This is a genomic window from Akkermansia muciniphila (genome assembly GCF_030848305.1).
GTDB lineage: Bacteria > Verrucomicrobiota > Verrucomicrobiia > Verrucomicrobiales > Akkermansiaceae > Akkermansia > Akkermansia muciniphila_A.
Genome location: NZ_CP114598.1, coordinates 330,406 through 350,454 on the forward strand (window position 1 = coordinate 330,406; position 20,049 = coordinate 350,454).

General features: G+C 56.1%; 24 protein-coding genes. 1 reads left to right on the top strand and 23 read right to left on the bottom strand.

The genetic code is table 11. The features are described from left to right. Window positions 1–144: 144 nt before the first annotated feature. The 11 genes from O4G22_RS01420 to O4G22_RS01470 all read right to left on the bottom strand — a co-directional run bounded on the left by O4G22_RS01420 (window position 145) and on the right by O4G22_RS01470 (window position 10,264). A complete protein-coding gene (locus tag O4G22_RS01420) occupies window positions 145–2,640 on the bottom strand; it encodes a hypothetical protein (RefSeq protein ID WP_306701983.1) in 2,496 nt (831 codons plus the stop codon). Further along, window positions 2,622–3,395, bottom strand: coding sequence for a hypothetical protein (locus tag O4G22_RS01425; RefSeq protein WP_306701984.1), 774 nt, complete (start codon window positions 3,393–3,395; stop codon window positions 2,622–2,624). The genes O4G22_RS01420 and O4G22_RS01425 overlap by 19 nt, the downstream gene beginning before the upstream one ends. Then, a complete protein-coding gene (locus O4G22_RS01430) occupies window positions 3,392–5,593 on the bottom strand; it encodes a hypothetical protein (RefSeq protein WP_306701985.1) in 2,202 nt (733 codons plus the stop codon). The genes O4G22_RS01425 and O4G22_RS01430 overlap by 4 nt, the downstream gene beginning before the upstream one ends. Next, window positions 5,590–5,997 carry a hypothetical protein gene (locus O4G22_RS01435; protein ID WP_306701986.1) on the bottom strand — a complete coding sequence of 136 codons (408 nt, stop codon included), beginning with the start codon at window positions 5,995–5,997 and terminating at the stop codon, window positions 5,590–5,592. The genes O4G22_RS01430 and O4G22_RS01435 overlap by 4 nt, the downstream gene beginning before the upstream one ends. Before the next feature lie 67 nt (window positions 5,998–6,064). Next, window positions 6,065–6,646 (bottom strand): hypothetical protein, encoded by a 582-nt coding sequence (locus tag O4G22_RS01440; protein ID WP_087393790.1) that lies wholly within the window; start codon window positions 6,644–6,646, stop codon window positions 6,065–6,067. Window positions 6,647–6,651: 5 nt separating this feature from the next. Continuing rightward, window positions 6,652–6,858 carry a hypothetical protein gene (locus O4G22_RS01445; RefSeq protein WP_022197306.1) on the bottom strand — a complete coding sequence of 69 codons (207 nt, stop codon included), beginning with the start codon at window positions 6,856–6,858 and terminating at the stop codon, window positions 6,652–6,654. Then, entirely contained in the window at window positions 6,848–7,318 is a 471-nt protein-coding gene (locus O4G22_RS01450; RefSeq protein ID WP_087393788.1) for a hypothetical protein, read from the bottom strand. Before O4G22_RS01450 ends, O4G22_RS01445 begins: the two co-directional genes overlap by 11 nt. Then, complete coding sequence (locus O4G22_RS01455; RefSeq protein WP_102738834.1) at window positions 7,315–7,728, bottom strand: hypothetical protein; 414 nt, start codon at window positions 7,726–7,728, stop codon at window positions 7,315–7,317. Before O4G22_RS01455 ends, O4G22_RS01450 begins: the two co-directional genes overlap by 4 nt. A gap of 13 nt (window positions 7,729–7,741) precedes the next feature. Further along, window positions 7,742–8,137, bottom strand: a complete 396-nt coding sequence (locus O4G22_RS01460; RefSeq protein ID WP_087393784.1) for a hypothetical protein — start codon at window positions 8,135–8,137, stop codon at window positions 7,742–7,744. Between the two features lie 32 nt (window positions 8,138–8,169). Beyond that, a complete protein-coding gene (locus tag O4G22_RS01465; protein ID WP_087393782.1) occupies window positions 8,170–9,210 on the bottom strand; it encodes a major capsid protein in 1,041 nt (346 codons plus the stop codon). A gap of 1 nt (window position 9,211) precedes the next feature. Then, window positions 9,212–10,264 (bottom strand): phage protease, encoded by a 1,053-nt coding sequence (locus O4G22_RS01470; RefSeq protein WP_102741340.1) that lies wholly within the window; start codon window positions 10,262–10,264, stop codon window positions 9,212–9,214. Window positions 10,265–10,493: 229 nt separating this feature from the next. On the opposite strand from O4G22_RS01470, the gene O4G22_RS01475 reads away from it, so the two are divergent. Continuing rightward, entirely contained in the window at window positions 10,494–10,931 is a 438-nt protein-coding gene (locus O4G22_RS01475; RefSeq protein WP_087393778.1) for a copper resistance protein NlpE, read from the top strand. Window positions 10,932–11,024: 93 nt separating this feature from the next. Here O4G22_RS01475 and O4G22_RS01480 read toward each other — a convergent pair whose 3' ends face one another. The 12 genes from O4G22_RS01480 to O4G22_RS01535 form a co-directional block, all read right to left on the bottom strand. Continuing rightward, window positions 11,025–11,729, bottom strand: coding sequence for a hypothetical protein (locus tag O4G22_RS01480; RefSeq protein ID WP_087393777.1), 705 nt, complete (start codon window positions 11,727–11,729; stop codon window positions 11,025–11,027). Then, the gene (locus O4G22_RS01485) at window positions 11,726–11,989 is read right to left on the bottom strand and encodes a hypothetical protein (RefSeq protein ID WP_087393775.1); all 264 of its coding nucleotides are present in this window, start codon (window positions 11,987–11,989) and stop codon (window positions 11,726–11,728) included. Before O4G22_RS01485 ends, O4G22_RS01480 begins: the two co-directional genes overlap by 4 nt. Before the next feature lie 23 nt (window positions 11,990–12,012). Beyond that, window positions 12,013–13,350, bottom strand: coding sequence for a phage portal protein family protein (locus tag O4G22_RS01490; RefSeq protein ID WP_249852124.1), 1,338 nt, complete (start codon window positions 13,348–13,350; stop codon window positions 12,013–12,015). Between the two features lie 21 nt (window positions 13,351–13,371). Beyond that, window positions 13,372–13,953 (bottom strand): putative peptidoglycan-binding domain-containing protein, encoded by a 582-nt coding sequence (locus O4G22_RS01495; RefSeq protein ID WP_249852125.1) that lies wholly within the window; start codon window positions 13,951–13,953, stop codon window positions 13,372–13,374. After that, entirely contained in the window at window positions 13,950–14,138 is a 189-nt protein-coding gene (locus tag O4G22_RS01500) for a hypothetical protein (protein WP_022196876.1), read from the bottom strand. Before O4G22_RS01500 ends, O4G22_RS01495 begins: the two co-directional genes overlap by 4 nt. A 210-nt stretch (window positions 14,139–14,348) precedes the next feature. Continuing rightward, window positions 14,349–14,600 carry a hypothetical protein gene (locus tag O4G22_RS01505; RefSeq protein WP_022196844.1) on the bottom strand — a complete coding sequence of 84 codons (252 nt, stop codon included), beginning with the start codon at window positions 14,598–14,600 and terminating at the stop codon, window positions 14,349–14,351. Between the two features lie 4 nt (window positions 14,601–14,604). After that, window positions 14,605–15,072 carry a hypothetical protein gene (locus O4G22_RS01510; RefSeq protein WP_306701987.1) on the bottom strand — a complete coding sequence of 156 codons (468 nt, stop codon included), beginning with the start codon at window positions 15,070–15,072 and terminating at the stop codon, window positions 14,605–14,607. 13 nt (window positions 15,073–15,085) lie between these two features. Further along, on the bottom strand, window positions 15,086–15,499 hold the full coding sequence (locus O4G22_RS01515) for a hypothetical protein (protein WP_306701988.1): 414 nt from the start codon (window positions 15,497–15,499) through the stop codon (window positions 15,086–15,088). Beyond that, window positions 15,496–17,754, bottom strand: coding sequence for a hypothetical protein (locus O4G22_RS01520; protein WP_306701989.1), 2,259 nt, complete (start codon window positions 17,752–17,754; stop codon window positions 15,496–15,498). Before O4G22_RS01520 ends, O4G22_RS01515 begins: the two co-directional genes overlap by 4 nt. Window positions 17,755–17,817: 63 nt before the next feature. After that, complete coding sequence (locus O4G22_RS01525; RefSeq protein WP_148669318.1) at window positions 17,818–19,101, bottom strand: hypothetical protein; 1,284 nt, start codon at window positions 19,099–19,101, stop codon at window positions 17,818–17,820. Window positions 19,102–19,310: 209 nt separating this feature from the next. Further along, window positions 19,311–19,799: a hypothetical protein gene (locus O4G22_RS01530; protein WP_087393766.1), complete on the bottom strand. Its 489-nt coding sequence runs from the start codon at window positions 19,797–19,799 to the stop codon at window positions 19,311–19,313. Then, window positions 19,796–20,044: a hypothetical protein gene (locus tag O4G22_RS01535; RefSeq protein ID WP_087393764.1), complete on the bottom strand. Its 249-nt coding sequence runs from the start codon at window positions 20,042–20,044 to the stop codon at window positions 19,796–19,798. The genes O4G22_RS01530 and O4G22_RS01535 overlap by 4 nt, the downstream gene beginning before the upstream one ends. Window positions 20,045–20,049: the final 5 nt, after the last annotated feature.

Below are 20,049 nucleotides of genomic sequence, written 5' to 3' on the forward strand. Positions count from 1 at the left end.
TTGGGCGAAGGATTAGGGAGCACCGGCATTATTCCAAGCGTCAAAGGTGGCATCATCTACTGTGAGAGTGATTGCATTGTCCGCTGCGCTGGGGGGGGGAGTGTGCCCCTGAGGTCAGGGGCGCGGGTGCCAGGGGCTTGTTCATCATCTTTTACGGTAAGGAAGATTAACAATTCCCCCGGGGCGTTTCTGCCTTTGGGTAGTATTGGCCCATTTACCTATTGCGTCAATTTGAGCATTGATTCCTCTCAACCCCTGGGTTAATTCCTCTTTCAATCCATTGATGGCACGTTTTGTTGCCAGTCCTAATTCCTGAAGCTTGGCAACGTAGAGCTTGCCTAATTCCCTCATCTCAGCTTCATCAATGTTTCCATCCGCGGCTGCGGCTTCAATATTTTTACGTATGGCATCAAGTGCCTTGTTGGCCAGGTCTGACTGCTGGGGGCTAGAACTTTCGCCCGTTTTCATGAGCAATCCCTGTACAAAAGTTTTAAACGCCTCTTTAGTATCTTTCTGCTGTTCCCGCTGAAGCTTCTTCAGTTCCCGGTCCCGCTCTTTTTCAAGCTTTTCCTGGGCCTTCTTGGCTTCCTGGGCTTCCTTTTTGTCAGCCCGTTTGTTGAACAGGTCAATATTGGCGGAATTGAGCCGGTCTTGCGTCCTGATGCTCCGCTCCTGATCAACAATGTTGCGTTCATAGGCCCCCATAATATCCCCTATCCTCCCGGCTTCTTCTCTGGCATCGGCAAGTTTGTCCGCAAGTTCTTTTGCCTTGCTGTTCTGGTCTTCCAGGGCTTTTTGATATTCTCCGGTTCGGCTGGTTACATCTGTTCCTTTCTGATAGGAGGGTTCAAAGTTCACGCCGGATTGGCGGAACAAGTCCCGGAGTTCATCTATTCTGACAGTGGCGGCATTTCCCTCGTTTTGGGCTGCATCACGGGCAGATAGAAGACGTTCCTTTTTCTCCTTCTGGCGGAGTAGCTCATTGTACGCTTCCCCCGGTTCAACTCCTTTACTCAGTGCAGTATTTACAACCTTTTCGAGATCAGCTATTCTCTTCTCTGTCTCTGGAAGCTTCCTGTTACTCGCATCAATCCGTTCCTGGGCTTTGAACTGTTGCTGGAACAGTCTTTCAACCTCCTGAAGGGAGGGCATCTGCCCTTGAATGAACTTCATATCGAATTCCTTGTCTTGCAAACGGTCACGGTTTTGAACGGCCGTATCCAACTGCTTTCCGTAGTCCATGAATTCCTTCTGCGCTACTTCCAGATCCCGGCGGCGTATTTTGTCGTCAAGATTCTGGTTAATCATCATCATGCCGTAGTCCCGTTGCCTCTCGGTGATTTTTCCGTCTTCAAAGTCATTGTCCAACTTCACGCGGGCAAGTTCGGCTTCCTGCGTGTCAATCCCCTTCTGGCGGGCGGCTTCCTCCCTCCGTAGCTGGATTTGCCGTTCAATCTCCTGCGTTTGCAAACGGTATTGCGTCGTAATGCCCTTCACAAAGTCTTCAAACCCTTTGTTGATTTCCTGTGTTCGGTCGGCTTTGTTATAGTCCTGGATAGCTTCATAACTCTTTTTGATAGATTCGGCAGTATCCCTGGCACGTTTTTTCATCCTTTCGGTTGCCTGTTCCGCCTGCCGCTCCAATTCGTCGCTTTTGGCCTTGAAGTGGTCAATCAAAGCGGTAATGCCGGCGGTCAGCCCCTGGATCAGCAGCATGGCCCAGCCCAGCGGCCCCATCGCCGTTTTGATGGTGGTTCCGAATAAATGAATGAACGGGATAGCTCCCCGGAGCGAGCTGGACATGCCCAGGATGCGCGTTGCCGCTATGGTAATCTGCCCCGCCAGCCCCTTGACCTGCGTCGAGGTGAGTTGCCCGGCATCTCCGGCCGTCTTGATGCGCCGTCCCAGGTCCTGGATATTCTTCAGGGCGTCCGCCTGGGCCACGTTGTCCCCGGCCTTCCGGGCTTCTTCCAACTTGGCAATGTAGGATTCCAGTTCGGCCTGTAGTTCCTCATAGGTGGCGGAGGCGCGGCGGTTGTTGGCTTCCAGCCGTTCCACCGTGGCGGCGGCGGCCTGCTGCTTCCGGGCCTCCGCGGCTTCCGCCTTTTCCGCGGCCTTGTCGGCCGCGTCCATTTCCTTGTTGTAGCCGTCGATGATTTGTTGAAGGTTTTCGTCAAGGTCATCTCCCCATTTCGCTCCGAGATCCAAATCAGACATTTTGTTGTTGAGGACTTCAAAGACGTCATCCACCTGTTCCAGCTTCTTCCTGAATTCCTCGGAGGTCAGCACGGCGTTGGTGACTTCGTCAATAAACCCGGTCAATCCCGGGTTGTCGTTGAAGGCGGCTTTCATCCGGGAGCCGGCGGCGGTCAGGGCGTCGGCGTATTGGTCAAGTTTGGAATTGGCGTTTTCCAGGGCTTTTTCATATTCCGCGCCCATGCCGTCCTTCATGGCGTCGCCGGTTTCCCCGGCAGCCGTTTTGACACGGGAAAGAGAATCTGCGATCCGGTCCATCACGCCGGAAGTCTGCGACATGGATTCGCCGGATTCCCGTATCCTGTCCAGGGATGCGGCGGCTTGAGTGGCGCCGGAGGTGTCGGCGGTCGTTCTGATATTGATGTTCAGGTTTCTGTCTGACATGGTTCTATTGATTGGCTGTTGAGATTCAAACGGGCGTCGCACAGAGCGCGCATGACTTCCCGGCGGGCGTTTTTGGGAACGTGGGGAGGCCGGGGATTGCCGACACTCACCACGTCATAGCTGCGGGCATAATCCTCCGGATTCGCCGTCCGGCTGTCCCAGTTCCACCAGGACCACCGCCCGGCCCGGTTCAGGGGCGTCCACGGCTCGTCAAGCCGGACACGCTCCCGGCCGCAGACATCCATGACGGCCCGGCAGATGGTGAGGTCTTCCGGGGCGAGCGGGGGGATGGCGGCGCATTCCAGCGCTTCGGCGGCCATCATGGCCGCCCGGCCGCTCAGGGCGTAGCAATTTCCGTAGGCGGACCGTTCGGACGGGTTCCGGGGAACCCGGTATCCGGCGGCGTGCAGCGCAAGCCCGTTGTGTTTCATTTCCCTGACCCAGCCGCCCGACAGAAGCGCCGTGTCGGAGTCAATCTTGACGACGGTGTCGCCATCCGCCGCCCCCCCGGCCAGCGTGGCAATAATTCCCCGGACGCACTCCGGGCCGCGCAGGTTGCCGCAGCGGGGGAAAGAACTCCGGCGATACCGCGCCCCATGCGCTACAAGAGCCCTCCTGGCCTCCGGGGGCACCGGGGCGGCGCTGTCGTCCACCACCGTAACTACCGCCTCCGGAAGAGCCGTCCTGGCGCACCGGACGCAGGCCACGGCTTCCTGCGCGTCTCCGGCATAGGTGAAGGTGTATATCCTGATCATGACATTCCGGAGGGGCCGAAGGTTCCCGGGTGGATTTGGAGATAAACCGTGCCCGCCTGGTGCTGCACCACCTTGTTGCCGTCGATGGTGGCCAGATGGAAATAATATTCATAAGGGGTTTTCCGGTCTTCCTCCGCGAGCCTGACGGGGTCGGAGACGCCGCCCGCGGCGGACAGAGAGGATCCGAGGTATTTCGTGTCCTTGTCCAACTGGATCTTGAGCCAGATTTCCCCGGAAGTGACGGGGCTTTTCACCCATCCCCCGGAGCCGTCCCCTTCCGGAAGCAGCCCCCCGATGTAGCTGCCGGCATAAACGGCCTTCCCCTGGCGGATGTAGGCATCGGACACCTTGCCGTCGCTCCCGTAAGACAGGCGGCATTGGAATCCCACCTCAACGGCGCTTGTTCCCCACGCGGGAGGCTCCTGGGCCTGCAGCAGTTTTACGGACGGCCCGACGCTGGGAAGCTCCGGGACTTCATCGTCCGCTCCAGAAGAGCCTCCGCTGCCGGATCCTCCGCCCGAAGAACCTCCCCCGGAAGACGTGGACGAGTCCGCCCAGGCCGTCCGGCGCAACGCCTCGGCAAGCTGCCGGCTCCGGTCGATGGAGTCCTGCAGGGAGATCTGTTCCGGGGCCCCCACCGTCACGTCGGAAACTCCCGTTTTAAGGTCGAGGGATATTTCCTGGATGACGGACCGCATGGTTTCCCATTCTTTCAATCCTCCCGTGATGGAGAGGCGCCCCCCGCAGACCTGGTCAAAGTCGTCGTGGACGGTCGCGGATCCGTCATAGGGCAGCGCGCGGGTGGCTTCGTAGTAGGATTTCAGGAAATTTTTATACAACACGGAGGTGTCGTAGCTGCCCGATGTTTCGTCGCCTCCGGGGCTTCCGCCGTCGTCGGATACGCTTTCCACCGTCCCTGCCCTGTCCACCCGGTAGGACGCGTAGCCGACATTCGTCGTAGTCACTTCAAACGTCAATGTTCCGATCCAGCGGTCCCCGGTTCCGGATTTTCCGCCGTATTCCGGAAAATATTGCTTCACCGTGTCGGGGGGCTCCGTCGCCCGCACCCGCAAATCCACCCGGACCTTGCCCCATTTGATTCTTGCGCTCCTGCCGTTTATCTGGCCGGAGGTCAGTTCGTGGGTGATGGCCGCGCTGCTGTATCCCCGGTGTTCCGCGTCAGCCGGCGTGATGGACGTAATTTTCGGACTGGCCGCCACTTCCAGGCCGGCGCAATCCTCCAGGGCCGGAGCCCAGCGTTTGACGCGGGCCGCCCACTGGGCCGTGCCGGTCGGGAATTTGTCTCCCCGGACAATCATCCGCGGGGCGTCGTAACCCAGCGAGTCCGTTTCCGCGGGGCTGTATTGCCCGGCAGTGTCGGAGACCTTGACGCCGCCCGGAACGTCCACTTCCGCCGTCACCACATAGGGCTGGGACAGGGAGGCGCCTGAGGGATAGACGGCCAGTGCGCGCTGAATCCGGGAGACAACGGAGGCGTTGCAGGTCAGCCCCACGGCCGGAGGCACCAGATCGGGACGCGCCTTGAGGGACAGGGCGCTTACGTCCACGGCGGACAGGTCGAGCACGACATCCGGCAGGGCGGCATGGTCGGCAATGACCAGCGTGGCGGAGTCGTCCGCGCCGTATTCAAACCACGCGGCCATATTGGGGCGCCATTTCTGGATCTGGGAAAGCAGGGAGGCATACGTTTCCGACGAGTAGGCAAACGGAATGATTTCGGCTTCCTTGTCTATCCGGAGGTCGTATTTGATGGGAACCAGAGCCGTGCTGACGGCGTGGTCCAGAATTCCGGAGAGGGCGTCCCGGATGTTCGCGGTCGCCTGTTTTTCCTGACCGCTCCCGCCTGTGCCCCGGCGGTATTCGGCAAAGATGCCGTTGGCGCGGCCATTCGCGAAGTACTGGATGTTGCTCAGGTTCCACCAGTAATCGTAAATCCTGATGTCCCAGCTCTCGGAGGTTCCTTCAAGGGAATGTTCCAGGTCGATGACCGGGCCGATGAGCAGGGTTTTCCCGCGCCAGACGATTTTGACGGGTTCCCCTTCTTCAAACGGGCAGGAGGCAAACCGGGAGACAGGCACGCGGAAGGAGACGGAGGCTCCCCCGAAGGACAGCCGGTTGTAGGACGGGCTTTCGGCCATGTCCAGGAAGTCGGAGGAAGATACGTCAAGGGTTTTCATAGGGGGCGGCCCAGGGTGAAGTTGTAGGAGACAATAAGGCGCAGGCCCTGAACCTTCGGCTCGGCGTCGGCGATGACGGCTTCAAAGCGCTGTTCACGGCCGCAGGCGTCGGTCCAGGCCCATTCCCCTTTCCCCGCCGTTTTCCATTCGTTGAGCCATTCGTAAAAGGCGTTCCACGCGTCCATGTGGGAGGCGCATTCCCGCACGGTGGAGATGGTGAAGGACAGGGACAGGTTGCCGAATGCGTCCAGCCTGGGGAACGGGCTGTTGATGATCGGCGTGGCGGACGTGCCGAACTGCACCGGGAAAGCGTGTTCCGGCAGGGAGTCGAGCAGGAATTCCCCGGCGCGCACGACGGGGCGCCCGTCAAAGGTAATGGAAAAGGGAGAGACGGTCGTGTCCATGCCTCAATAATGGTGGGGGAAACAGGGGCCGCCCCTCCCCATGCAAACAGAGGGGCGGCCCCGTCTGTCATGCTCCGGCGGAGGCCGGGAAGGCGATTTCTTCCGTGGGCGTCAGGGAATTCAGGGAGGACGGTATCACTTCAAGCGTCAATTTCGGCGTGATCAGCTTGTTATTTTCCGTGGGGATTTCCACCTTGAGCAGCGCCGCGACTTCCAGGACCATCATTTCTTTTTTGTCTTCCTGGTATTTGGTGAGGCGCGCCCATACCTTTTGCCCGTAGATGTTCCGGGAAAAGGGCTGCACTTCCTTCCCGGCTTCCAGCCTGTCGCACTGGTAAATCACCTGCCAGCAGACCGGATTAACCTCCGTGGAGTTAATCTCGATGGTGTTGCCCGTCACTTTGGTGTTCTTCCGCGTCACATAGGAGGTCGTGTCGCGGGAAAATACCGTGCGGGCGTCGTCTTCCGTGGTCGGCGTGATTTTGTAGTCGATGACTTCGTTGGCAATCATCCAGGCGTCGGAGTCCTTCGCCGGCTTGAAATGCTCGTCCACCGTGTCCGTGCCGCTTTCGGCCGTGACTGTCGTTCCGAACGGGCACAGGTCGAGAAAGGTGCCGACCAGCATTTCCTTGTTGTAGAGTTCTGACATGGTTGTTAGCTTCTTACGTAGTCAATAAAGGTCACTTTCCCGGCGTCGGCGTGGACTTTGTACACGTCTTCCGGGATGTGGACGATTTTTCCCCGCGCGGCGATGCCGTGAGGGAGTTCCAGCTTGTTGACGGCCACCCGGCATTTGACGATGCGGGGCGCCGGGGCAGTAGCGGCCTCCTGGGCCGCGGCGGTGGTGGGTTTAGTTGCCATGTTTGATAATCAGGGTTGTTTCCATCGTCAGGACGATGGACTTTTTCAGGATTTTGGCGAGAGCCGGCTTGGAGCTGGTAACGATTACCTCCGTCATCATCAGCCGGGCATGGTTGCGGCGCCACTTGTGAAAGCCCTCCTGGATGATGTCGGCAAGGTCGTCGGCGTCCCAGCCGTCACCGTCCAGAAGCGGGTTGCTCTCCACGGTGACGTGCCATCTGGCCGTGCTTTTGCCGCTCCTGCTCAACTTGTCCGGAACAATTTCCGGACGCTCCATGACGATGACGGTTTCCAGGGAACCGGTCACCCTCTTGATTTCTTCCTCAAAGGAACCGTCCCATGCCTTAATAATGATTTCCGGGTCTTCCCCGTTGTTGGCCGCGGAGCAAATTTCCACGGCCCGCTGACAGAGGACTTCCGCAAATGCAATGACAGGCGACTTCTTCAGGGTTTTCTTCATATCGGATTGCTCCAATCCTGGTGTTTCGGCCCTCCGTAAATGACGTCGCTGGGCTGGTGCCCATCGTAGGGGGCAAACTCGACTTCACAGGCAGCCACGGCGCGGAGTTTCGCGCGGGCATCCTGATATTGAGCCGCCCGCGCCGTCCCCTGCAGGGATTCGCTTGAACCTGGCACGGAGCTGGTGACGGCATCCCGCACCAGAATGCAGGTGGTGAATACCAACTCCGCGGGAACGGAACTGGAATCCATCGCAATCCTGGCATTTCTGGGGCAGGAGTTGACTGCAGCCGCCACCTCGTTGCAGACCTCGCGGATGATGTCGCTGATTTTGTCCCGGGCAATGGAAGTAATTTCCTTGTCCTGGCAATAGCGGGCAACCGCTTCCGGAGTAATCCTTACGAGGGCCATTGTTTCAATAAGGTTATACCTTGACGGCAAGGACGGCTTCCTGTGCCGTGCTGTCGCCTGCGGACGTTTCAGCTGCGATTTTCAGGCGCAGCCAGGGGCCGGCCTCCAACGGAACGCGCATGAACACTTCTCCGGAGCCGGAACCATTGCTCTCACCCCCCGTCGCAACCAGCTTCGGGGAATCCAGTTCCGTCCAGGCATCACCGTCCTCGGACGATTCGACGGTGAGGGTCATCGTCTTGCCGGCGGCCAGCGCGGGAAGCTCTTCGTGCTTCAATGAAATGACAGCGCTGTCGATGCCTCCTTTCTGTCCGATATGAATCGGGGCAGACGTTACCGTCTTTCCGGTTCCCGGCATCTTCAGACGGATCGTAAGCGCTTCGTCATTGCGGTACATATTCTTCATCATGTGGTGTGTTTCTCCTTTCTGCGGATAAAAGGTTAATTTTTGAGGGCAAGGGAGTTGCGACGGGCGCGGAAAAAGTCTTCCGCAAATGCGGCGCGGACACTGGACAGTGATTCGTCATCAAGCAGGGAATCCACTTCCAGAATCTTGATTCCCATCACGGAATCGGGTTCAGGGGCGATCATGCCCGTTCCGCCGTTTCCGGTGGCAGGCGTAAGGGTTCTGGATTCCTGCAACAGCAATTTCACATTGCCGTTCATAACCACATAGGAAATCATGCCGCGCAAGGCCGCAGGAAACAGGCTCTTCGCCTTGGCGACAAGTTTGTCCGTCAAGGGATGCTGGGCGCTGATGTTCTTGATGCGGGCCACGGAAAACGGAGATTCCACGGCAATGCCCGTCCAGCCTTCCAAACGGGAAGTATAGGCCCTCATTGTTCCTGATTCCCCGTCTTCCGTATTCCTGGCCACGGTCTCTTCCTGCACCGGAGACATGGAAAGCGTCTTCTTGTTCCCCCATATGGAGTGCAGGAAGTCGTCACCCAAAATGACCAGGTAAGCGGAAGCTCCGGAGTTGTCGGCGCGGTTGGCTTCCGAGTCTTCCTGCTTGGAAGGATCTGCGGAAATGGTCATATAATCCCCCATCTGTTCAGAAATAGCCGGGAACACATTTTCCTGTTCCGGAAGCCTGTACCACATCTGCAGGGCAATGGAGGCCATGGCACCCAACGTAACGCTTCGGGTTTCCTTGGTGAGCAGCTGCGCCCCCCTGGCGGAGCTGGTGACAACGGCCTTGTCCACCGCAATAGGTCCGTCAATGTAGTAGCACTTAACGGTTTTATTGGTGTATTCGGTCGTCAGGTTCTTGGCTCCGGCATTGGCCGGACGAAACCCGAAACGGGGAATGCCGGTGGGCATATTGATTTCGTACTGCGTTCCGTCAATAACGGTAACGGGAAACGCGGTTACTTCCGGGGATGCAAGTCCAACAGAACGGACTGCGTCAAGGGCCTTGATAGATCCTGTTCCTTCCTGCTGAAGCACGTCCAGCAGGGTCATAAATTCTTTCGCGGGCATATTACTTGTTCAGGTTATTGAGTTCGGTTTCAAAGGAGCTGCGAAGAGCCGCGGTTCCCGTGACGGGTTCTTTTGGAGAGCCTTCCGGCTTGCCGGCATTCACGTCATCGAATGCGGGATTTTTCGGCAGGGCGTTCAACTGCTTGCTGGCGGCAATATAGTCTTCCGTCAGGGCTCGTTCCCAAAAGGTCTTGGATGCTTCATCCTTCGGGGCGATTTTGCCCGCAGCAATGGCATCGGCAACGTCCTGGACGGCGCGTTCCTTCACCTGCTTCCTGGATGCGGCAATTTCTTCCTGGCATTTCGCCAGCTCCTTCTTGCTTGCTTCCAATTCGTCGGAGCTGGCCTTGCCTTTGTCCTGCAGGGCCTTGATGCGCTCCAACACGATAGCCTCGGCATTTTCAGCCTTGGCTTCTTCCTCGGTCAAAATGCCGAGGGCAACGAGTTTAGTGATGTCCATGTCTCGGTTGGTTGTATGGTTGTCTTGCTGGTCGAGGCCCTCCTTGGGCTTCTCAAGGTCTCTATTGTCGCCCGGTTTCCCGGGGTCTTCAACGTCGTCAAAATGGGCTACGTCGCCCTCCATTCGGCTGGCGGCAATGCGTTCGATGTCGTCAAATGCGGGGTCATTGACCAAGGAACCTACTTCTATGGATTCCGGCAACAGGCCGAGGATTTCCCCGGTTCCCTTGTCGCGCCGGAAGCGGGGGCTGTGATAGCCGTAATTGCCGCCTTCCACGTCCGTTCTTCCCTTCTCCGTCCATCCTTCCAGTTCCAACACAACGCCTTTTTCCTCGTTCCACACAAACCGTCCCGGCTTGTAAGAGGCGGGCCCCATCTCATGATCATAGAGCCCGACCGGTTTGACGTTGCTGGATAGCTTGGCTTCCAGGTCGGCATTGAGCCGGGGAACGCAGTCGGACGTTACCCGCACCACACACGTTCCCGGCTGGCCGTTGAGCGAGCATTTAATAGTATGTTCTCCTTTGGGGGCCCACAGGATAGCCATGGGAGCCTTGCCGTGGTTGCCGGCTACCGTCGTTATCAGCGTACTCATGCCCCCATGATGAGGCACAGTGGAGGTATGGGGCAATAGACGCAAAATGGGCTACAAAATATTCAAGCCGTAACGATCAGGAATAAAATCCCGGCTGGCCGAGAATAATATCTTGCCACCTCCCAAAGTTTTACGTAATATTATAATGGTATTGGGAGAGAATTGATTTCTCAGTCCCTGCTCTATTGAATTAAGAAAAAACACTAATTAAAAAAGAAAGGTACTTACCATGAAAATGATTTTTTTATGGGCCACATGTTTAGTTGTCATAACCGGTTGCAATGCTCCTCAAGAGAATCATGATCAAATTGAAAACGGTGGAACAAAAATAGAAAACAAGTCGGAAAATTCTAATTTTTACGGCACTTATGAAGGAACTCTTCCCGCTGCCGATTGTGAAGGTATAAAGACGACACTGACATTAAATAAGGATAAAACTTATATACTGAGGAGCGAATATATAGGAGAAGGAGAAAAAAGCGCAACTTTCGAATCAAAAGGTCATTATAATTTGATAAATGGAAACTTGATTGAATTATCTCTAACCTCTTCTAATGAAAAATCTTATTATAAAATACTTGATGGTAGTAAATTAATGTTGTCAGACAAAGAAGGATCAATTAATCAAGGAATCTTATCCGAACATTATATTTTAAAAAAGAAATAAAACTATTTCTATAACAAATCTTTTTTCTACTCCGCCGCAGTTTCCCCTCTGCGGCGGTTTATTTTACACCGTCTTTCAGCTTAGCTCTCCTAGTCAATTTATCCAGTCTTCGGAACCTCCCCCGTCATCAAGCATGGCATCCATGAAGTGTTTGAATGCTATGCCCGTAAGTTCTTCCATATCCGGAAAAGCCTCCGGCCATGGCGCAAAGATCTGCGACTTCTTGAGCTTATAGACGGCCCTGACTCCGCCATGCCCGTCCGATTCAAAAAGGCAGCCCGGCTCCAATCCGGAGCCGGTCATGCTGTTGCGAAGGTTGAGGATGCTTTTACGAAGAGTGAAAAGTTTGCGGCCCGTCATAGAGGCGTAAGCGCCAGCGCGAACGCCGTGCGCCTCCGGAATGACAGGAATGGTCAGCGCCTGGGCCCGCTTGGCCGTCACCGTGCCGCCGTAGATTTTCAATAACAGGGATTGTGCAAGGTCTAGAGGTTCCCCCCCGTTCCCCTCCCCTGCCTGCCCGGTGAGGTAGATGCGGGCACCGTCCGCCGTCGTCTCGGCAAACCAGTTTCGGGCAATGTCGTTGGCCCACCCGGTTTTCTTCCTTCCAGGCCCGTGGGTCGGCAGGGACGTGTTTTCAAAGTGTCCGGATTCCGCCTTGTTCCTGTACCAGGACGAAAGCCAGCTTTTCACTCCCTCCCCCATGCGTTCATTGGCTTTCGCCAAACTTTCCGGAGCTGCTATTTTTTTCACTTCTGCAATTACCGGGTCAACACCGTTCAAGTCGATCGTCAGGTTCATATCTCGTCTTCAATCCGATTGATTTCCCACCCCTTCCGGTAAGCTTCCGCGCTGGCGTCCCACAGGGCTTCCTGCAGCAAATCATCATTGGTGAGGTCCATTTCCGGAAGGCGGGCAAGCACAGCGGCCAGTTCCGCCCGAAATTCATGATCAGAAAGCCCGGAACGGGCTTTGCCGATCAATTCCCGGACAAAATCAGCGCATGGCTCGGCCCACGCCTGTAAAATTTCTTCTGCGGCCTTTTCCGCGTCCTGCTCCAACTCGACGGCCAGGGCGAGCGGAGCTAGTTTTTTCCCTCGGAGGCAGCGGCTTCAACGGCATCCCCGTATTGGCCCGGAGCGGAACCGATAGACGGGGCTTTTCTCAAGACAGGCTCGCCGGAACGCGGCTTGGGTATCTTGACGATGGTGCGGGCGAATTCTTCTCCTACATCCATGATTTCCGCCGCTTTGGCAACCGTTTCCAGGGCTTCTGCGTCAATGCCGCGGATAGAGGGAACAAATTGAGGGAGACGGGAAGGAATATGCCCGTAATTCAAGTGGATGATGGCAGGAATGAGTTGGGAATTGAGAATATTCGCCACGGCCTGCCCCGCGTCTTCAATGACCTCTTTGCGGATACCGGCATGCACTTTGCCAAGGGCATACGCCCCTCCGTCCCCCTTGGAACTGGTCAACGTTTGTCCCAGGATCAGGTTGTCGCATTGTTCGTCCGCCAGTTTGATCAAATCCGCCTGGGGCAGCCCGTTGGCTCCCTTTACGGCGTCATGAAGCTGAAACTCCATATTCTGCGTTGTGATGGCCCATCCCCCGGAACCAAGGTTTTGCAGCATTTCCGCCGCCTCCGTTTTTGCTTTTTCGTCACCCCTGACTTTAGCCGTCCGGAAAGGGATGCCGAAAAGCTCGCAAAACGTCATCAGCCAGGGCAACCCGTAACAGGCGGCTCCGAACCATCCCACAAGACACCGGAGCTTGGCGCCAAAAATAGGGTGGAACACGTCGGCCTTATTCAGCCCAATCAGGAACTTGTCCGGGGGAAATTCTTCTCCTTCCAGGTCGTTTTCCAGGCCGTTGCGGAAAAGGAGCAAACGATCCTTCCTGCCGTAGTTATATTCCCATGCGTAAAATTGAGCGGAAAGAGGCTCGTAACAGCGGGGGTAGATGATATCATCCGACGCCCATTTGATTTGATGAACGGTGTTGCCGCAAGTAAGCATATAGGTCAGGGATTTGAGCAAATCGTCTGCTCCCTGCTCTACCGTGTCCGGTTCCGGTTCTGACCGCCAGAAGGCGGATTCGACAAGCTCCGCCATTTCCTGCGCTTCCGGGGTCGGTTGCTGTCCTTTTTCCGTCCAGGGCATGACTGTCCATTCCATGCGGGCAACGGCGTTTGCTATTTCCCCAAGATTCTTCCGGAGACGCGGCCATTTTTCCAGCATAGCCATAAAGAGCTGTTCCTGCCGGTCCAGCCGCCCGGAAGCAATGGACTCTTTCAGAGATTTCAGGGATTCCGGGTCAAGTTCGGAGGCTGGCCAGTGCTTGAATTTATGATCAGCAAACGGAGAAACCAATATCTGGACCGCCTCTTTCACCTTGCCGCGAAGCCTGGGAAATAATGCCATGAACGAATAGAGATTTAAGGATTAAACAAGCTCCTGCGCCATGCTGAACGCATCGTCGCAGCGGTTCAGCCAGCCCTTCCCGAACACAGGAAACTGCTTGCAAGAGCGGTAAAACGCCTGACGCTTCTCCTGCAGGGCGATAAGGAACACCGCTTCACCCGTGGCGGCCAGCTGGTCCTGTAGTTCCTGCCGGGTCTTGGGGCCGACAATCCCGTCCACCACAAGCCCGGCGCCGTGAATGTTCAGCGCGCGCTGCAAAATCTTCCCGGTATTCCTGCTCCCGGAATTGAAATAATGATCCCGCAGGATGAATTCAACGCCAGGAAAAGCGTCGGAACCCAGCCAGGAGCGCACGGCGGCGGTATTATCCAGGACATACTGGAGACAACCTTCCCAGGCCTCTTCACGTCTTCCGGCATCCAACAGGGCCTTCAATCTGTTAAACACGGCCGGTTCAATGCCGTCGCAAATGCCGCAAATCTCCCACTTGCCGCCCTTGTCGGCGGCAGGAAGGCGGGAAACGCGCAGGGAATCCGGCCCGGTAACGCGGCTGTCTTCAAACCGGAGGATAGCCGCGGCCATCTTTCTTTCTATAGTATTCATTCGTTCAGATTGTCGATAAGTTGCACAAGCCGCTTGCCTTCCACGGTGTAGCAATGGCACTTGGCATGCAAATGCCACTCATTAAATTGAGCCAGGAAAAAAGCGGCGTCTCTTTCGGTAAGAAAAATTTTCATCCATTGCTCCTTTCCGGGTTCGTCCACAATGAGTATGTACAGGGTAGGCATACGGAAACTATTGATTATTAACTAAAGGGAACTTGTAAGAAAAACTTTACAGTTGGTGTTATCGTCCGCACCGAAAAAAGTACAAGAGAATGGCCAGTGCAGTGAGCCATACCCCGATACCATATCCAGGTTCCCCTATACACATGAGGGTAAATCCCAAAACTGTTGCTGATAAAATGGCCATTAACGACAGAAAGAATTGTTCTTCATTCACTTTTCCAGCTTCCTTTCTATGTTTTCGATTCTGACGGCAAGTAGTTGGATCGCCTTGGCCGTCTCCACCTGGGCCTGCGTCTGCATGGTCATCAGATCACAAAGGCGGTCATTGTGGTGGCTGACCACCTCCCCGATGTACCAGCATGCCCCGCCGCATATCGTCAGCGACATCAGGACGCAGGCAAACACGGGGGAAGCCTTGGCAAAATCCAGGAAACGCGCCGGTACTTCGGAGAGCTTACACATGGCCTTATTTCTTGGAAGGTACGATCTGAACAACGGGCGGAACGTCCGTTTCCGGCTGGGCCTGGGAATAGGAAATATGCCCCTGCTCAATGACGAGGCAGGAGCCGTCCTTGCATACCTCCGTGCGGCCCGGCGTCACGTCCACGGAATGGCCGCAGCCGGAGAGGGACATTCCCAGGCCGCCAAGGACAGCACCGACAATGCCCACCCCGGCCAAGTAGAGCCACTTCCGCAAGCCGGTGGAGGTCTTGGCCTGCCCGGAGAGGTAGTTTTTAACATCTTCCATAGCATGCTTGCCGATGATGGGGAGGGCCTGTTCTGCTACGTTCAGCCAGCCGGCTTTATCGTCGTCCGGCAGGTCGGCGTATTTCACCATCGGCTGGTGCTTGTAGCGGTCCTTGCCGTCGGCATAGGCGTTATACATATCCTCGGCAATTTCCAAGGCGTGATTGCATTTATTACTAGTAGTCATATGATTATGGTTGTTATTGATTGTGGGTAGTGAAGTATTTGAAAAAGTCCACGGCGGCGGGATCCTTGATTGTGAACTCCTGGTATTGGGCCGGGGTGAAAATTCGGTGTCCCCCTTGCTCATTAACCGCCTCAACAGTCAATGATATGGCCTCCGCCATTTCAAATGGCCCATCCTCCGAAATAGGCCAACTGGCAAGAACATGATCCAGCCGCGCCCAAACCTGGGAGGCCTGCCATGGCTCGGACAATCCCACCAGCGCGGCAACGACGGCCTGCATGGCCAGGGCCTGCTCCGCTGGTATATCGTCCTGCGTATAGCGGTCTATGCGGGTGTACCCTTCCTCGTCCGGGTAAATGGCCATCAAAATGAATTCATCCCACTGTCCCGGCCGGGGAAACTGTATTTGTATCTCGGAATTATTCATGATTCTAAGGGGGTATTTACATCCACAAAATCCGCCGTCTCTTCTGATTCAATGACATTGACGGCCATTGCTTCCAGTCCGTAAAAAACCGGGTTAATACCTCCGGGCTGGTAATAAGTGTACTCTCCGATTCCCGCATAAACAGAAACGTCGCCACCCGCATTATTCACAACATCAGTCACCCAACTGGAAATGCCGACGCCGGTCTCAAAATTGGAGACGCCCCGGCATGTGGCAATTTGATACAGATTATACCCCTGACCTCCGGTGAGCATGAGCCAGAGCGCGCCCGTATCTTCATACCTGGCAATACTGGCGACAGATTTCTGTTGGTAAATAACCTTGGCAATCGTCCACGGAACAGGCTCATTCTGACTGGCCGGAATAAAGCTGGTTGTAGTCTTAACCTGCCAGCTGTCCGTATTATTAAGCGCAAAAATCTCACGCACCCGCACCGTATAACCGTTGCGTTCCGTATTTCTCACGTTATCAAAAGTAATATCCAGAATTTCGCCTTGATTATAAGCCAAACCGTTTGCCGGGATAATACTGTAAGAATCTATAGATAGGTCGGGACGAATCGTCTTCGTGCCACGGCCGATACCAAAAGACAACTTTGCGGCATTGGTAGCGCGCCAAAGGAAAGAAAACCCGGCGAAACTGGAATAATTCCATTGAGGATTGCTCCCTTCAAATTTCGCCTGAATGGTCGAATGAGTACCCTTGGGGATCTTAATGCCAGCCAAATGGTAGGGAACCGTCTTGGTCACCGTCGAAGATCCTGACGCGGTAATGGCATCCGTATTGAGGAAAGCATTAGAGGTCAGGATGCCTGTCACGCCGGCCATACCCGCGGCGTACAGGCGGTTGACCGCTGACGTATCCGTTGCCGCCCCCACGGTCAGAGGGATGTTGATGCCGCCATTGGCGTTGACGGCCCCCGCCGCCGTCAGACCTCCGGCCAGCGTCATGTTGCCGGATGCGTCCACCTGCGGCATGGCCGCCAGAGCATTAGCCGCCGCCGTGGCGGAGTTGGCCGCAGCGGTGGCAGAAGTTGCGGCATTATCGGCAGCCGTGGACGCGGTGGCGGCGGACTGGCCAGCCGTCCGCGCCGCAGCCTCGGCGGTTGCGGAAGATTGGCGCACATCCCGCCCCAGGCTATCCAGTTGCCGCGCGGTGGCCAGCTCCATCCCTCCCAGGGTAATGCCGTCGTCATAGTCCACCACCACGGTCATCAGCGGGGCCATCGTGCCGTTCACGGTGGGAGGGTTGGCTACTTCCGTGATCAAACCACGCCCAGGGACGGACGGAGTAAGAATGGCGTGCATTCCCAGCGCGTAAGGCGTCATCTCGGTCCCTTCGCATACCTGGATGATGATCTTGTCCCCGCGCGTCAGGGGAACGCCCGGCGTAAATACCCACGTGGCCGTCTGGCCGCTGGACAGGTTGGACACATAGGCGGAGGTGCCAATCAGGCTGTAAGTTCCGTCCACCAGCTTCCAAATCCGCAGGCAATACTGATTCAGGGCGGGATTGTCAAAAAAATACACGGTTGAAATACTCGTCAGGCGGCAGCTGTCGGGCAGATGCCCGGCCAGTATCTCGTCTCCCCACGTCATCGCATAGCCTCCCACGATGGTCCAGGTGTCGGCGGCGTCTCCGCTGGACAAGGTGGATTGCCCGGTCACGGCTTCCAATTCCACTCCCGCATCCTTGAGCGCGGCGGGCAATTTATTTGCTACAGCCTCATTGACCAATTCCCCGCTTTCCACCTGGTCTTCCAGCGTTTCCACAAGCTGCTTTGCTTCATCCCGGGCCGCTTCGGCTTGTCGTACAAGTTCCTCGACCACAATGGACGGGTTTTCCACAATGGTCACGGAGCCGTCTTCCGTTTCGGGGATGGAGACATCAAGTGCACCAGCTACGGCCGCGGCATCTTCCGTTCCATCCGGAGGCGTAACGCGAGACACTACATGCACGGCTCCCTTCAACAAGGGGTATTCTTTGCCCGATGCGTCGGTCAGAAAAATATCATAAGCGCCGCATCCGGCGGCCAGCCTCGGCCATGTCACCAATGCCGCACTCGCCCCCGTAACGGCACAGTCCAGCATGATCACCCCATCCTGTACTACCGCTCCGCGTAGCGTCATGCCGCTGATGTCCATATCCTCACCGGATGGAGAAATAAAATGCAGCGCAAGAGACTGCGGCAGGGATTCCGTGGCGTGTACGTTGTAGTTGGCGGCTTGCCTCATGCACGCATTATCGCCCCAACGTGAGGGAGGGTACAACAATGTCAAAATGGGCTACGAACAGTCCTAAATGGGATAAAATTTCCCCGTATGTTTGACGGCGTGCTGACTCTTGCCCACAATAGGCCTGTTGCCCTCTCCTGTCCAAACTCCGGAAGATCCACGAAAGGAAGCCCATATAGCCCCCAGCAAGGCGTCCGCGCGATCAGGAGAAGACAGGTTGCGAGCCTTCATTTTCTCCTTCTTCTCGTTCCTGAGCCTGGAATCGTCCGCATATTCTTTCTTCCGGGTAGTCAACTGCACGAAAAGCGTCTTGTCCGGCCGCCTGGACCTGATATGCACTCGCCCGGTCATGAGTTCCAGTCCGGCGTCATTCCAGCATTCCGCCGAGAGATTGATGTAGCGGTCGCGGTCTTCCGGAGGGTTGTTCCCAAAGAACTCATTCGGATACCAACCTGATTCATTAAAATCGCTGATGACAGCCAGGCCCATGCCCGGAGCGTCCACCCACAAATCACAATCCGCAATGCCCAGCCCCTTGAGGGTGGCAATGCACTTGCGGACACTCTGCACCGTGTCCCGCTGTCGTTCCGCGTATTCAATCCAGGCTTCGTTTCCGTCGCAGATGGCAAGGACTGTTTCATCCCCGCCCGCGGCAATGTCCAGGAAGGCCACGGGGCGCCCCCTGCGCGGCTCGTAGGGCTGCCGCTGACCCCATTCCAGTTTTCCAGGGTCAATGATGTACAAATCTCCTTCCAGCGTGAATTCCGCCAGCACGACGGAACGGAAATAGGAATCATCCTCATTACCCCCCACACGGGCCAGAATGCGGTCAATGCGCTCCTGGGAGATATGGGGGCAATCAAAGGCCGTTACCACCATCGGACAGAAGAGGTCTTTTTCCTCGTGGAAACAGCGATAAAATTGCCCTTCCGGCTTGCCTGGGGATGAAAGGTAGATGCAGAATTGAAGCGTACATCGTTCAATGGCGTCAAAGATTTCATCTGGAACCGTCTTTGCCTCGTCCACCACGAAAAACACGGGGGAGGAAGGATCATCTCCGGTAAACTCGTCAACGTCAAACAGACGGGCTTTCTTCTCGCTGCGGGGGTCTTCCTCATCCTGTTCCTTCCGCTCATCCTTGAATTCGTCCGTCACACGCCCGTGCCAGCCTTCCGCCTTCCCGGCGTGGTTGGTGGAAAAGCCTTCGATGAATCCCCCTTCCGGCGTTTCCACGCGGCAATTCTTGAGCCATTTCCAGCCCGCAAGGGATGGGTTGTTCCGGTGCCGTTCCAGGGCAGGCCAGAGCTGGTTTTTTACCTGGCGCCATGAGCCGGACGTAATAGGCATACGCCCACGGGGGTAGCGCCAGAGAAACCATAGGGCAAGGATACCAATTACCTTGTCCGTCTTGCCGGAACCATTAGCAGCGCGCAGGGCAACCCGCTTTCCCCGGGCAGCCCTTTCAAGGGCCCGCATCTGCCATTTGTACAGCCCTGTTTCCCCCAGAATCAGGGCGGCAAAGATGACGGGAGAGTCTTCCGGCCTGACCGGAGCCCCTAGCTTTCTTCCTCTTCGGACCATATTTCTCTCAAGGCTGTCACTAACGGAACGATTGCTTCTGCTGGAAGTTTATGGGTCACCTCTACGTTTTTTTCTCCACCTTCCAGAGCCAACGCCGCACGGTCTCCGTACTTCTTCGGCATCAGCTTGGCAAGCATCCATTTGAGTGTGTCTATTTCCAACTTGACCGCCTGCAACATGGTTCCCCCTATTTCGGCACGTGGGGCCACTTCATGCCCTTTCTCCACAAGGTCAAGCAACTTGTCTTCTAGGGCGGCAAGCCGTTCCTCGCACGCGCGCGCGTATTGGTTTGCAAAATCCGCGTTCTCTCTGGCCCAATTCATCACCGTGGGATGGGGAATGCCTTCCTTTTCGGCAGCCTTCCTCAGACTATCCCCGCAACGTATATGACCGCAAATGCGTTCAGAGAGGGCAGCGCTATACCTGGAAACATTTCCCTTCTTCCCGGTCCTCTCTTTCTTCATTTCGCATACTCCTTGTTGATTTTTTCCCACCCTGCCGGAGGTATATCGTCCTGGCGGGGAACGTACGCCTTTCCGGAGAGTTTCACATATCCTTCAATCCAGCGCAGCCCTTCCGCGTCAATACAGCGTTCAAAGCTGGGGCAGTCCGCGTTATCGTAGAGGATACTATCAGGTTTACGCTCATAAGCGCTACATTCCATACTACCCGGGTTGAGCTTCTTCTTGGAGCACAAAAGGCATTTCATCAGGA

Bases quoted from the DNA above. Each gene is read 5' to 3' on its own strand.
- O4G22_RS01420 (WP_306701983.1), bottom strand. From the start codon at position 2,640: ATGTCAGACAGAAACCTGAACATCAATATCAGAACGACCGCCGACACC.
- O4G22_RS01425 (WP_306701984.1), bottom strand. From the start codon at position 3,395: ATGATCAGGATATACACCTTCACCTATGCCGGAGACGCGCAGGAAGCC.
- O4G22_RS01430 (WP_306701985.1), bottom strand. From the start codon at position 5,593: ATGAAAACCCTTGACGTATCTTCCTCCGACTTCCTGGACATGGCCGAA.
- O4G22_RS01435 (WP_306701986.1), bottom strand. From the start codon at position 5,997: ATGGACACGACCGTCTCTCCCTTTTCCATTACCTTTGACGGGCGCCCC.
- O4G22_RS01440 (WP_087393790.1), bottom strand. From the start codon at position 6,646: ATGTCAGAACTCTACAACAAGGAAATGCTGGTCGGCACCTTTCTCGAC.
- O4G22_RS01445 (WP_022197306.1), bottom strand. From the start codon at position 6,858: ATGGCAACTAAACCCACCACCGCCGCGGCCCAGGAGGCCGCTACTGCC.
- O4G22_RS01450 (WP_087393788.1), bottom strand. From the start codon at position 7,318: ATGAAGAAAACCCTGAAGAAGTCGCCTGTCATTGCATTTGCGGAAGTC.
- O4G22_RS01455 (WP_102738834.1), bottom strand. From the start codon at position 7,728: ATGGCCCTCGTAAGGATTACTCCGGAAGCGGTTGCCCGCTATTGCCAG.
- O4G22_RS01460 (WP_087393784.1), bottom strand. From the start codon at position 8,137: ATGATGAAGAATATGTACCGCAATGACGAAGCGCTTACGATCCGTCTG.
- O4G22_RS01465 (WP_087393782.1), bottom strand. From the start codon at position 9,210: ATGCCCGCGAAAGAATTTATGACCCTGCTGGACGTGCTTCAGCAGGAA.
- O4G22_RS01470 (WP_102741340.1), bottom strand. From the start codon at position 10,264: ATGAGTACGCTGATAACGACGGTAGCCGGCAACCACGGCAAGGCTCCC.
- O4G22_RS01475 (WP_087393778.1), top strand. From the start codon at position 10,494: ATGAAAATGATTTTTTTATGGGCCACATGTTTAGTTGTCATAACCGGT.
- O4G22_RS01480 (WP_087393777.1), bottom strand. From the start codon at position 11,729: ATGAACCTGACGATCGACTTGAACGGTGTTGACCCGGTAATTGCAGAA.
- O4G22_RS01490 (WP_249852124.1), bottom strand. From the start codon at position 13,350: ATGGCATTATTTCCCAGGCTTCGCGGCAAGGTGAAAGAGGCGGTCCAG.
- O4G22_RS01495 (WP_249852125.1), bottom strand. From the start codon at position 13,953: ATGAATACTATAGAAAGAAAGATGGCCGCGGCTATCCTCCGGTTTGAA.
- O4G22_RS01500 (WP_022196876.1), bottom strand. From the start codon at position 14,138: ATGCCTACCCTGTACATACTCATTGTGGACGAACCCGGAAAGGAGCAA.
- O4G22_RS01505 (WP_022196844.1), bottom strand. From the start codon at position 14,600: ATGTGTAAGCTCTCCGAAGTACCGGCGCGTTTCCTGGATTTTGCCAAG.
- O4G22_RS01510 (WP_306701987.1), bottom strand. From the start codon at position 15,072: ATGACTACTAGTAATAAATGCAATCACGCCTTGGAAATTGCCGAGGAT.
- O4G22_RS01515 (WP_306701988.1), bottom strand. From the start codon at position 15,499: ATGAATAATTCCGAGATACAAATACAGTTTCCCCGGCCGGGACAGTGG.
- O4G22_RS01520 (WP_306701989.1), bottom strand. From the start codon at position 17,754: ATGAGGCAAGCCGCCAACTACAACGTACACGCCACGGAATCCCTGCCG.
- O4G22_RS01525 (WP_148669318.1), bottom strand. From the start codon at position 19,101: ATGCCTATTACGTCCGGCTCATGGCGCCAGGTAAAAAACCAGCTCTGG.
- O4G22_RS01530 (WP_087393766.1), bottom strand. From the start codon at position 19,799: ATGAAGAAAGAGAGGACCGGGAAGAAGGGAAATGTTTCCAGGTATAGC.
- O4G22_RS01535 (WP_087393764.1), bottom strand. From the start codon at position 20,044: ATGAAATGCCTTTTGTGCTCCAAGAAGAAGCTCAACCCGGGTAGTATG.